Below are 11,887 nucleotides of genomic sequence, written 5' to 3'. Positions count from 1 at the left end.
GAAAACGAATCACAAGAATGGCGGGGGAATTTGGCTTTGGCAGGTCTTTAAATCGTGACCTTTGAAAATGTCTACCAGTGCCCAGAACCAACTTTTATACTCTTGGTAGAGGAGAAAGAAATGGAAGTCAAGATAACAGATCTTCATCCGACCCAACTTTATTTATCAGAAAAGAAGTTACAAGCTATCCAGATGCTGGATCAGTCGGCAGACATCATCAATGTGGATCCAATTAGTGTTCTTGCATTTGGAAATCGCTTCTTGATTACAGACGGGCATCACAGGGCTTATCAGGCTTTATTGGCAGGTCGGGATACGATTTCTGCTGAGTTTGATAGAGATGGTGGCGATGAATTGTATGCTCTCTATGCGCAAGCTTGCGAGGAAAGAAAGATAGACTCTGTCTTGGATTTAAAAAATCGTATCTTACCTCAAGATGAGTATGAAGCAAAATGGTATAACTGGTGTGATGGTTTTAACCAAGCAGCAACTCTTCTATTGAAAAGGAATGCAGATGAAACCGACCAGGCAAATAGATAATGCATTACGTCCTGTTCCTTCTTCTATTGAAATTAGTCTCATCTAACTTGTTTTTTAACAAAAAATCTGATAAACTAGATAGTAATTGAATAGAAATCTGCAAGACTAGTACCTCAAGGGAAGTGCGACAGGGAGAAGAGCCGTGACTGAAAGCTCTTTGCATGAAAGCTGGGTGAATTCACTTGCGCAAGGATTTAGAAATTAAGGTCTGGTTTACAGATAAAAAACGGATGGTACCGCGTGTCAACGCTCCGATTAGGAGAAGGCACGCGGTTTTTTTCTATGTCTGTAGGTGGACCATGATGGAGGAAATATGTCAACGATTGAAGAACAACTAAAAGCGCTTCGAGAAGAAACGCTGGCAGCCTTGAAGCAGATCTCTGCTGAAAATGAAAAAGAGATGCAAGAACTACGGGTCTCTGTTCTTGGGAAGAAAGGATCTCTGACGGAAATTCTTAAAGGGATGAAGGATGTCTCTGCTAAGATGCGTCCGGTTATTGGAAAACACGTCAATGAAGCCCGTGATGTCTTGACGGCTGCCTTTGAAGAATCAGCCAAACTCTTGGAAGAAAAGAAAGTCCAAGCTAAACTAGCTAGCGAAAGCATCGATGTGACCCTTCCAGGTCGTCCAGTTGCTAGTGGTTACCGTCATATTTTGACCCAAACCAGTGAAGAAATCGAAGATATCTTTATCGGGATGGGGTATCAAGTCGTTGACGGCTTTGAAGTGGAGCAAGACTATTATAACTTTGAACGGATGAATCTGCCTAAAGATCACCCAGCGCGGGATATGCAGGATACCTTCTATATCACAGAAGAAATCTTGCTTCGGACCCATACTTCACCTGTACAGGCGCGGGCTATGGATGCGCATGACTTTAGCAAGGAACCATTGAAGATGATCTCTCCAGGGCGGGTTTTCCGTCGGGATACGGATGATGCGACCCACAGCCACCAATTCCATCAAATCGAAGGCTTGGTCGTTGGGAAAAGCATTTCTATGGCCGACCTTCAAGGAACGCTTCAATTGATCGTGCAAAAGATGTTTGGTGCAGAACGTCAAATCCGTTTGCGTCCTTCTTACTTCCCATTCACTGAGCCATCTGTTGAGGTCGATGTCTCTTGCTTCAAATGTGGTGGAGCGGGATGTAACGTATGTAAGAAAACTGGTTGGATTGAAATCATGGGAGCCGGTATGGTTCACCCACGGGTCCTTGAGATGAGTGGGATTGATCCAACAATCTATTCAGGATTTGCCTTTGGACTTGGTCAAGAGCGTGTGGCCATGCTTCGTTACGGAATCAATGATATCCGTGGCTTCTATCAAGGAGATGTTCGCTTCTCAGAACAGTTTAAATAATCATGTTAGTTAGAGTAAAAATCGATCAATTAGAGACCTTACGTGACCTAGAAGTGGAAACCTATGGGGATACCTTTGGTCCCTATATTGTTGAGGAAGATTTGGAAGATTACTTCTCTACTGTGCTCTCTTTGGAGCAAATCGAGAAGGATCTGCTAGATCCAGAATCTGAAACCTATTTTGTCCTCAATGAAGATCAAGAAATCTGTGGTTTTCTCAAGATCAACTGGGGTCAGGCGCAGACCGAGCCAGTAGAGATGGATAAGTCCTTTGAGATCCAACGGATCTATGTCAAGAAGGAATGTCAAGGGGCTGGTTTCGGCAAGGAAATGTTTACCTTTGCGCTGGATCAAGCCAAGAGTCGTGGCTTTGAGTGGGCTTGGCTAGGTGTATGGGAACGCAACTTTAAGGCGCAAGATTTTTACTACCGCTTTGGATTTGAACGATTTAGTGAACACCAGTATATCACCGGAGATACCGTGGATACAGACTGGTTGTTGCGCAAGCATTTGAAGGATAATCCGTAAGCTTAATTGTGGGTTCAAATTGAGAGAAAGGAATTGAGAAGATCTCACCTAGTGGGATCTTATGATCGGAATTATGTTAGTATCATATAAATGGTTAAAACAATTGGTGGACATTGATGTGCCATCAGAAGAGTTGGCTGAAAAAATGTCAACCACAGGGATCGAAGTAGAAGGTGTGGAATCGCCAGCTGCTGGTCTCTCAAAAATTGTCGTCGGAGAAGTCTTGTCTTGTGAAGATGTGCCAGAGACACACCTTCATGTCTGCCAAGTCAATGTGGGTGAAGAAGAAGCCCGTCAAATCGTCTGTGGAGCACCAAATGTGCGTGCAGGCATCAAGGTCATGGTGGCTCTTCCAGGTGCTCGCATCGCGGACAACTACAAGATTAAAAAAGGGAAAATCCGTGGCTTGGAATCCCTTGGGATGATCTGTTCACTTGGTGAATTAGGGATTTCTGACTCTGTTGTACCAAAAGAATTCGCAGATGGCATCCAAATATTGCCTCAAGATGCTGTTCCAGGAGAAGAAGTCTTCTCTTACCTCGACTTGGATGATGAAATCATCGAACTTTCCATCACTCCAAACCGTGCAGACGCTCTTTCTATGCGTGGGGTGGCGCACGAAGTAGCAGCGATCTATGACAAGGCAGTCAATTTCAAAGACTTTACGTTGACTGAAACAGACCAAGCTGCAGCAGATGCTCTTTCTGTCAGCATTGACACTGATAAGGCACCTTACTATGCAGCCCGTATCTTGGACAATGTGACCATCGCCCCAAGTCCACAATGGTTGCAAAACCTCCTCATGAACGAAGGTATCCGTCCGATCAACAATGTGGTCGACGTGACCAACTATATCCTGCTCTACTTTGGTCAACCTATGCATGCCTTTGACTTGGATACCTTTGAAGGAACTGATATCCGTGTGCGTGAAGCGCGTGCTGGTGAAAAATTGGTAACCTTGGATGGGGAAGAGCGTGAGTTAGAAGCAAGTGACCTCGTGATTACGGTTGCGGACAAACCAGTAGCTCTTGCAGGTGTCATGGGTGGAGAAGCTACAGAAATCTCTGAAAAATCTACTCGTGTTGTTCTTGAAGCGGCTGTCTTCAATGGCAAATCGATCCGTAAGACTAGTGGTCGCCTCAACCTTCGTTCTGAATCATCTTCACGTTTTGAAAAAGGGATCAATGTGGCAACTGTCAATGAAGCCCTTGATGCGGCAGCGAGCATGATTGCAGAGCTTGCAGGTGCCACTGTTCGTAAGGGAATCGTTTCAGCAGGCCAGCTCGATACTTCTGATGTAGAAGTTTCTTCCACTCTTGCAGATGTTAACCGTGTCCTTGGCACTGATCTTACTTATGCCGATGTCGAAGATGTCTTCCGTCGCCTTGGATTTGGACTTTCTGGAAACGCTGAAGCCTTTACTGTTAGCGTACCACGTCGCCGTTGGGACATCACTATCGAAGCGGATCTTTTTGAAGAAATCGCTCGGATTTATGGTTATGATAAATTACCAGCAACCCTTCCAAAAGACGATGGGACAGCCGGTGAATTGACTGTTACTCAAAAATTGCGTCGTAAAGTTCGTACCATTGCTGAAGGGGCAGGACTGACTGAAATCATCACCTATGCTTTGACAACTCCTGAAAAAGCGATTGAATTTACGCCTACACCAAGCAACTTAACTGAGCTCATGTGGCCAATGACTGTGGATCGTTCAGTCCTCCGTCAAAATATGGTTTCAGGTATTTTAGATACAGTTGCCTACAACGTAGCGCGTAAGAACAAAGACTTGGCCCTCTACGAGATCGGAAAGGTCTTCGAGCAAACAGGAAATCCAAAAGAAGACTTGCCAAATGAAATCAACAGCTTTGCCTTTGCTTTGACTGGCTTAGTCGCTGAAAAAGACTTCCAAACACCAGCAGTCCCTGTTGACTTCTTCTATGCCAAGGGAATCTTGGAAGCCCTCTTTGCTCGCTTGGGTCTTAAAGCGACCTATACCGCAACGCAAGAGATCAAGAGTCTTCACCCAGGACGTACAGCTTTGATCTCACTCGGTGATCAAGTTATTGGTTTCCTCGGTCAAGTGCACCCGGTTACGGCTAAGGCTTATGATATTCCAGAGACTTATGTAGCTGAGCTCAACCTTTCAGCTATCGAAGCAGCCCTTCAACCAGCTGCTCCATTTGTGGAAATTACTAAGTTCCCAGCAGTGAGCCGTGATATCGCCCTTCTCCTCAAAGCAGAAGTGACTCACCAAGAGGTAGTCGATGCCATAAGAGCTGCGGGCGTGAAACGCTTGACAGACATCAAGCTATTTGACGTCTTCTCAGGCGAAAAACTGGGTGTCGGAATGAAGTCCATGGCTTATAGCTTGACCTTCCAAAATCCAGAAGATAGCTTGACAGACGAAGAAGTCGCACGCTACATGGAAAAAATTCAAGCTTCCCTTGAAGATAAAGTAGACGCAGAAGTGCGGTAAATCGTAAAAACAAGAAACAGTTGAGAATTTCTCAACTGTTTTTTTAAATCATATAATTATAATGACTATCTATTCTGAGTTTATTATTCTTTAATATATTGACTAAATAATTATTTTATTAGATAATTAGTTTATTAATAATTAGTGTTTCATAATTGATCACTACTATGAATGGAGTTTATTATGGATTTATTTAATCAAATTGGAAAGATGACATCTGATTTAGCTAATGGCATTGTTAAAGAAACAGGAAAAGTATTAAATGATGCAGGGAAAATTGCAGGTGATGTTACGAATAATGTTGCAGAAGTAACGAGTGATGTTGCTCGAAATACAGGGAAATTTGTTGGAGAAGTTTCTAATAATGTTATAAAAACATCTAGTGATGTAGTACAAAATACAGGAAAATTTGTAGGCGAGGTGACCGATAACGTGGTGAAAGTCACAGGTGATGTCGTCACTGAAACAGGAAAGATTGCAGGAAATGTAGTAAATCAAGTCGGAAAATCTGCAAATAATATAAAGGAGCAAGTTAACTCTGTTGATTTATTTAATGATAAATTACGAAGGAAAGCGGTAGATGAGTTTAATCAATCGGTTTCAAAATATGAATCAAGCTCAAAAGAGCTAATAAATTCATCGAATGAATTGTATAATGTTAGAGAAGAAGCTGTGGAAGTCGTTGGAATTCTTGAGAAGAGAATTAGTGAATTAGCTAACTCTCCGAAAGAATTTAAAACAAATTTACAAATGATAAAACATGAAATCCATAACTTTCAAGATAAGAAGGATCAGATAAAGAAAGCGGAGTTTGATGCTAAAGCTGCTGGCGGTAGTAGTGCTGCAACTGCGTCTTTAAGTGCGTTGGGAGTAGCTGTTGCAACATTAGGGCCAACTGCAGCAATGGGTATTGCAACTACTTTTGGAGTAGCTTCAACTGGTACAGCAATTTCTAGTTTATCAGGAGCGGCAGCAAGCAATGCAGCTTTAGCATGGCTAGGGGGAGGAGCATTAGCAGCTGGTGGAGGTGGAATGTCAGCAGGTAATGGTTTGCTTGCTCTAGCAGGACCAGTTGGATGGACAATTGCTGGACTAATGTTAACTGCGTCAATTGGAGCAGGTGTGTATGCAAATTTTAAAAATGATGAAGCGATTAAAGAGGCAACTGAACAAAGGAAGAAGGTTGAATTTTTAATTAAAAGCACTCAAAAATCTAATGAAGAAATAAAGAAAATGATAGAATTCACGAAAAAACAGATTTTAGAGTTAAGTGAATTAAATAAAAATTTTACTGGAAATGATTATAGTTTATTTACTGATAATGAAAAATATTTGGCAGGAATTCTAGTAAATTCAACACTTTCACTAGCCCAGTTAGTTAATAAGGAAATCGTTGTAGATGAAAATAAATAATGAATATATCCTGAATGAAGGGATAGCATATTATATTGATTTTTTAAATCATTTAAGATTAGAAGAATTATCGACATCTTTAGAAAAAATAATACAAGCCAATAAAGATGAATTATTAGAATTAGCAAAACATAATTTAAAAGCTAAAATTAGTCTAGATAAAGCTGAAGAAGAGATAAATAAGTTAATCCTCAATAATCGGGGAGGTAGTCGAGGATTACATGGATTCATTGCTGAGTTTGCGGAAGAAGGGGTCACAAATGCTTATAGAGCTTTTGAAGGAATGAGTAAATTAGCAAAAGTTTTAAATGATAATGGTCCAGCAGATTTAAATTTCGGAAAAAATCAAGTACAGATGAAATTCTACGATAATATTTGTAAAGAATTGAAACAGGCTGCAAATTATCGAAATATGAAAATGATGATTCCGAAAGATCATGTTGAATTGATAAATAAAATTATGAATGGTGATGAATATATTACTTTCAATGGTAACCGACTGACAAAAAACACTATTGATAGAATTAAACTCTTAATAAGTGAAGAAAATAAAGCTAGACATGTAACATCTCATACTAAATGGTTAAATGCATCAAAATTGGATTATAAGGAAGTGCAAACTAAAAGTATTCGAAAAACACTATCTGGAATTAGAAGAGACATTTCAAAAAAATCTGCCGAAAGAAGAGAATTAATTAATAACAATACCAATATAGGGAGAAAAAATGCCTATATAAAATCGTTGCCTAGTTTAAAAGAGGCAAATCGTGCCGCTACAATTTCTTCAATAGTACAGGGAGGATTTAGTCTAAGTTCTAAATTGATACAGAAGTATCAAGAAGGCAAAGATATTTTGACATTCACTGATGAAGATTGGATAGATTGTGGAATGAGTGCAGGGGATGGTATTATAAAAGGTGGCATCTCAGCTTATTCTATTTATGGATTAACAAATGTTTGTCGAATGTCGGCTTCTAGTGCAGGTGCTATTTCGGCTGGAACATTTGGAATCATTCGACTTATACTTGATTATAGGATAGGAAAGATTGATGATGATGACTTTATTAATTTAGCATTATTTAATGCGATTGATGCAACAGGAGCTGCTTTAGGAGCATGTTTAGGTCAAGCGATAATTCCGATTCCTGTGGTAGGACCTGTAATTGGATCTATTGCAACAAGCATTTTATTAGATATAGGTAAAAAATTTTTGAGTAATCGTGAACGTAAGATGATTGAAGAATATAACTCAAAAATGCAACTTTATCTAAATCAACTAGATTTAAAATATCAAGAAATTTTTAATGAGATAGTTGAAAAGTATAAAAAACTAGGTGAGTTACAGAACTATGCTTTCGATGTTCAATTAAATGCTTCCTTAAGACTTGAATATTCAGTTCAATTAGCGAGAGAATTGGATGTTGATGATAGTAATCTTTTACATAATATAAGTGAAATTGATGATTAGTTTTTGAGTTAGATTGTTTAATCTAATCATAAAATAGTAAGATTAACAAAGAAATTGTTTGTTTATGTTTGAAAGGTTAGTCAATGATAACTTCCATCAAGTTTTTTGAGGTTTCATACCCTGGCTTTGACAGTAGTGTAAGGCTCTCCTTTATAGTCATTCCAGAAATGGAGTATTAGGTTGTAGCAACCGATTTTCTTGGCATAGTTGACAGTGAATGAATACAATTGATTGCCAATCTTTTGCCTCGAGCTACTTGATCTACACAAAAGAGGTTTTAATCAGACGAAGAAGTCGCACGCTACATGGAGAAAATCCAAGCGTCTCTCGAAGAAAAAGTGAATGCAGAAGTGCGTTAAATCGTAAAAAGATGAAACAGTTGAGAATTTCTCAACTGTTTTTTTCTTATAGGATTTGCAAGTTATAGGGCTTGAAACCCTATTAAAATAGAGAAATTCCTTTAAGTACTCAAAATATCTATGTCAAGCATTCTTCTATTTTTGACAAATATTTTTATTTTTTTGACAAATATACTTGTCAAAAAGAAAAAGAAGTGTTACAATGATTTTAGTTGAAAGAAGAGGAGGTATTCTTATGGGAGCTATATGGATTCTATTTATCCCTTTTCTGCTTATCATTTATGGAAGCTCAGAAAAGAAGATAAAAAAGTTGAACAAACGCATTAGACGATTAGAAAAACAAGTGAAAGGAAATCAAGAAATGTCTAGACTTTTAGAAGAATTGAAGGGCCAAACGGTCACGGTCACAGTAAATGGATTTGGAACCGAGTATGAAATTATAGATATCGATGAAGATTGGGTCAAATTGAGTCGTGAGACCAATAAACAACAAAGAGAAACCAAATTAGTCCGTATCGAAGATATTCAAGATATTCAACTATAAGGGGGCGAAAGCCATGATCTTAAAAAATCGACTGAAAGAGCTGAGGGCGCGTGATGGTCTCAACCAATCTGAGCTAGCCAAGCTAGCTGGAGTCTCGCGCCAGTCTATCAGTCTCTTGGAGCGGGGTGAATACACCCCTTCGGTTATCATTGCCATCACCATCGCCCAGATTTTCAAGGAACCGGTGGAAAATGTTTTTAGTCTAGTAGAGGAAGAGGAATAACAATGAAAAAGCAACAAAAAGAACGAACCCCGCGTTACCGTTTTTGGAGAAATGTAGGGATCATTACCGTTTCTGGTTTGATCGGAGGAGTTATCGGATTTTTGACAGAAATGTTTGGATACGAAAAGCCCCTAGAAATCCAATCCTTCTTTAGTAAAGAAGTACTCCTTTTGGGCTCAGCAGTTTTATTCTTAGTCGCATTTATACTCACGATGGTCTTACTGATGTGCGCGAGAAAAGTCCATCAAAAGATGCTCCAAATAGAAGACGATGATGAAGCCTATCACTATGACATTCAAAAGAAAAAACTATATGGCTTAGCGACCATTTTTAAAGGCATCATGATCTTGCCCTACTTTTTAGTCGTCATTTTTTATAGTCAATTGGTCGACTTAGATAGACCTGGCGCTGGGGACATGGCTTTTATCTTTGGAGACTTTACCATGCTCTATCTCTTTCTTGTCTTGTTTGCCCTATTTTTCCTATCGGATATCTTCTTTCGCAATACTTTCCATCTGATTTATGGAAAACCAATTCCCCGCAATGCTAATGCCAAGGAAGTGCGTGAATTTATGATGAGTATGATGGATGAAGCAGAAAAGCAGATTAGCTACGAGGAAAACTATGAAATTATCATTAAGTTAAACAATTATATCTTGCCTTTTGCTTTAATTGGAATTTTCTTGATTGGTACCTTTTTCCATACCGATATCTTATTAGCCTTAGTAGTTGTATCACTGATTTATCTCTATATCTTGGTCTCACAATACAAGATTACCAAACGTTATTATAAAGAGTAAAGGAGTCATCCATGTTAGAAATTAGAAATTTAGAAAAAAGCTTTGGGAATAAGCAGGTTCTCTTCGGAGTAGATCTGACAGCACAACAAGGTCATATCCTTGGCTTAGTTGGGAAAAATGGTGCCGGGAAAACAACTATTTTCCACAGTATCTTGCGCTTTTTGGACTACAGTGGTGAGATTCGCCTAGGTGGCAAAGCGATTACCCAAGAAACCTACAAGGAAATTGGCTATTTGCCAGAAGAACGTAGTCTCATGCCTAAACTCACGATTTTTGAGCAGGTTCGTTATTTGGCTGCATTAAAAGGAATGAGCACTGCTGAGGTCAAGGAAAAATTACCGACCTGGATGGAAAAACTCCAAGTAAAAGGGAAATTGACCGATAAAATCAAGAGTCTCTCAAAAGGGAACCAACAGAAGGTGCAACTGATCATCACTTTGATCCATGAGCCTAAATTGATCATATTAGATGAACCCTTTAGTGGCTTGGATCCGGTCAATACAGAAGTGCTCAAGCAGGTCATCTTTGAAGAAAAAGAGCGTGGGGCAACTATTATCTTTTCTGACCACGTCATGACCAATGTCGAAGAGTTGTGTGATGATATCCTAATGATCCGTGATGGTTCAGTTGTCCTTTCAGGGCCTGTCCAAGAGGTCCGGAATAGCTATGGCAAGACTCGCCTCTTTGTCTCAAACGACTTTAGCAAAGAAGAGCTAGAAGCTCTGCCACACGTGACCAAGGTCAGCATGACCAAGCAAGGGACGTGGAAGTTGATCTTGGATGATGCATCAGCTGGTCCAGAATTATTTGACCGCTTGACCAATGGCCACTACCTAGCAACCTTTGACCACCAAGCCCCAACTATTGATGAGATCTTTAAACTTGAATCAGGAGTAGAAGTATGAAACAGATGTTTGTCGTAATGAAAGAAACCTATATCAGACAAGTGAAATCATGGAGTTTCCTCTTCATGGTCTTTGGCCCCTTCCTCTTTTTGGGATTGAGCATTGGAATCGGTTATCTGACAGGTTCTTCTACAGATGCCAAAAACCAAGTGGCCTTGGTGACAGAAGTGCCAGCTGTCAAAGAAAGCCTCAAAGGAACCGATGGCTTGACCTTGGACTACAAGGATGAAGCTGCAGCTAAAAAAGCCATCAAGGACGAGAAAGCAGCTGCTTACCTAATGGTCGATGAAAAAGATGGCCAGCTAGAAGCGACTTATGTGGGCGATCAAGCCATGAAAACAGATTTAAAATCGCTTGTCGCTGCGAAATTAAGCCAAGTCCAACAAGGGATCAATATGGCCCGTGCTAATCTAAGCAAAGAGCAACTGACAGCCTTGTCTCAACAGGTTTCTCTCAAAGAAAAAATTGACGAGAAAAAAGAAGGCTTGAAAATGGTGCAAACCATGGTTGCAGGTGGTCTGGGAATGCTGCTTTATATGATTTTGATCTTCTACTCTAGTATCACAGCCCAAGAAGTGGCCAGTGAAAAGGGAACTAAGATCATGGAAGTGGTCTTCTCTAGTATCAAAGCAACCGACTATTTCTTCGCACGCATGCTCGGACTCTTCGGAGTGATCTTTACCCATATTTTTGTCTATGTTGTTGGTCTAGTAGCGGTTTGGATCTTTAGAGCAGATATCCCAGTTGTCAAGGATTTTCTCGCTCCAAACTCTCCTATAACCCAACACCTAGCAGAAGCGATCTCGCTTAATACCGTCTTCTTCATTATCCTTGGGATCTTTATGTATGTGGTGCTCTCTGCCTTCTTAGGCTCTACAGTTGCACGACCAGAAGATTCAGGAAAAGCGATTTCACCACTGATGATGTTAGTTATCTTTAGCTTCCTTGGGGTAACCACCTTGGGAAGTGCCGGTGACGTCTTCTTATTGAAGATCGGTTCATATATTCCTTTCTTCTCAACCTTCTTCATGCCTTTCCGTACCATCAATGGCTATGCGACTGGTCTTGAATCTTGGGCTTCATTGGGAATTGCGGTTCTCTTTACCATTGTGGGAACAGTGCTCATTGCCCGTATCTATGCGAGCCTGATCCTTCAGACCGATGACCTCGGACCATGGAAGACCATCAAACGTGCTCTTAGCTATCGCTAATTAGATAGGCTCTCAGTTATCGCTGAGGGCTTTTTGATTGTAAATTGACTTTTGCAAG

Annotated in this window: 11 protein-coding genes; all 11 read left to right on the top strand. The window is 40.2% G+C overall.

The window, feature by feature from the left end; genetic code table 11:
• Positions 1-120 precede the first annotated feature (120 nt).
• On the top strand, positions 121-540 hold the full coding sequence (locus LPB220_RS07510; RefSeq protein ID WP_150906354.1) for a chromosome partitioning protein ParB: 420 nt from the start codon (positions 121-123) through the stop codon (positions 538-540).
• Between the two features lie 313 nt (positions 541-853).
• A complete protein-coding gene (gene pheS / locus LPB220_RS07505; RefSeq protein ID WP_150906353.1) occupies positions 854-1,900 on the top strand; it encodes a phenylalanine--tRNA ligase subunit alpha in 1,047 nt (348 codons plus the stop codon).
• A 2-nt stretch (positions 1,901-1,902) separates the two neighbouring features.
• Complete coding sequence (locus tag LPB220_RS07500) at positions 1,903-2,427, top strand: GNAT family N-acetyltransferase (protein WP_031574518.1); 525 nt, start codon at positions 1,903-1,905, stop codon at positions 2,425-2,427.
• Positions 2,428-2,500: 73 nt separating this feature from the next.
• The gene (pheT, locus tag LPB220_RS07495) at positions 2,501-4,906 is read left to right on the top strand and encodes a phenylalanine--tRNA ligase subunit beta (protein WP_150906833.1); all 2,406 of its coding nucleotides are present in this window, start codon (positions 2,501-2,503) and stop codon (positions 4,904-4,906) included.
• A 183-nt stretch (positions 4,907-5,089) separates the two neighbouring features.
• A complete protein-coding gene (locus tag LPB220_RS07490) occupies positions 5,090-6,319 on the top strand; it encodes a hypothetical protein (protein WP_225305908.1) in 1,230 nt (409 codons plus the stop codon).
• On the top strand, positions 6,306-7,787 hold the full coding sequence (locus tag LPB220_RS07485; RefSeq protein ID WP_150906352.1) for a hypothetical protein: 1,482 nt from the start codon (positions 6,306-6,308) through the stop codon (positions 7,785-7,787). Before LPB220_RS07490 ends, LPB220_RS07485 begins: the two co-directional genes overlap by 14 nt.
• A 594-nt stretch (positions 7,788-8,381) precedes the next feature.
• Positions 8,382-8,690 (top strand): hypothetical protein, encoded by a 309-nt coding sequence (locus LPB220_RS07480; RefSeq protein ID WP_150906830.1) that lies wholly within the window; start codon positions 8,382-8,384, stop codon positions 8,688-8,690.
• Between the two features lie 13 nt (positions 8,691-8,703).
• Positions 8,704-8,913, top strand: coding sequence for a helix-turn-helix transcriptional regulator (locus tag LPB220_RS07475; RefSeq protein ID WP_023918610.1), 210 nt, complete (start codon positions 8,704-8,706; stop codon positions 8,911-8,913).
• A 2-nt stretch (positions 8,914-8,915) separates the two neighbouring features.
• Entirely contained in the window at positions 8,916-9,713 is a 798-nt protein-coding gene (locus LPB220_RS07470) for a DUF3169 family protein (protein ID WP_150906351.1), read from the top strand.
• Positions 9,714-9,724: 11 nt separating this feature from the next.
• Positions 9,725-10,618, top strand: a complete 894-nt coding sequence (locus LPB220_RS07465; protein WP_049472352.1) for an ABC transporter ATP-binding protein — start codon at positions 9,725-9,727, stop codon at positions 10,616-10,618.
• Positions 10,615-11,829, top strand: coding sequence for an ABC transporter permease (locus tag LPB220_RS07460; RefSeq protein ID WP_150906350.1), 1,215 nt, complete (start codon positions 10,615-10,617; stop codon positions 11,827-11,829). The genes LPB220_RS07465 and LPB220_RS07460 overlap by 4 nt, the downstream gene beginning before the upstream one ends.
• The last annotated feature ends 58 nt before the right edge of the window (positions 11,830-11,887 follow it).

Origin of the sequence: Streptococcus sp. LPB0220, assembly GCF_008727815.1 — a bacterium.
Classification (GTDB): Bacteria; Bacillota; Bacilli; order Lactobacillales; family Streptococcaceae; genus Streptococcus.
The sequence above is the reverse complement of the archived record's forward strand: the minus strand, read 5'-3'. Positions and strand labels throughout refer to the sequence as shown.

What these genes read in the sequence shown, in the direction of transcription:
- LPB220_RS07510 (WP_150906354.1), top strand. Translation starts at nt 121, where the DNA reads ATGGAAGTCAAGATAACAGATCTTCATCCGACCCAACTTTATTTATCA.
- pheS (WP_150906353.1), top strand. Translation starts at nt 854, where the DNA reads ATGTCAACGATTGAAGAACAACTAAAAGCGCTTCGAGAAGAAACGCTG.
- LPB220_RS07500 (WP_031574518.1), top strand. Translation starts at nt 1,903, where the DNA reads ATGTTAGTTAGAGTAAAAATCGATCAATTAGAGACCTTACGTGACCTA.
- pheT (WP_150906833.1), top strand. Translation starts at nt 2,501, where the DNA reads ATGTTAGTATCATATAAATGGTTAAAACAATTGGTGGACATTGATGTG.
- LPB220_RS07490 (WP_225305908.1), top strand. Translation starts at nt 5,090, where the DNA reads ATGGATTTATTTAATCAAATTGGAAAGATGACATCTGATTTAGCTAAT.
- LPB220_RS07485 (WP_150906352.1), top strand. Translation starts at nt 6,306, where the DNA reads ATGAAAATAAATAATGAATATATCCTGAATGAAGGGATAGCATATTAT.
- LPB220_RS07480 (WP_150906830.1), top strand. Translation starts at nt 8,382, where the DNA reads ATGGGAGCTATATGGATTCTATTTATCCCTTTTCTGCTTATCATTTAT.
- LPB220_RS07475 (WP_023918610.1), top strand. Translation starts at nt 8,704, where the DNA reads ATGATCTTAAAAAATCGACTGAAAGAGCTGAGGGCGCGTGATGGTCTC.
- LPB220_RS07470 (WP_150906351.1), top strand. Translation starts at nt 8,916, where the DNA reads ATGAAAAAGCAACAAAAAGAACGAACCCCGCGTTACCGTTTTTGGAGA.
- LPB220_RS07465 (WP_049472352.1), top strand. Translation starts at nt 9,725, where the DNA reads ATGTTAGAAATTAGAAATTTAGAAAAAAGCTTTGGGAATAAGCAGGTT.
- LPB220_RS07460 (WP_150906350.1), top strand. Translation starts at nt 10,615, where the DNA reads ATGAAACAGATGTTTGTCGTAATGAAAGAAACCTATATCAGACAAGTG.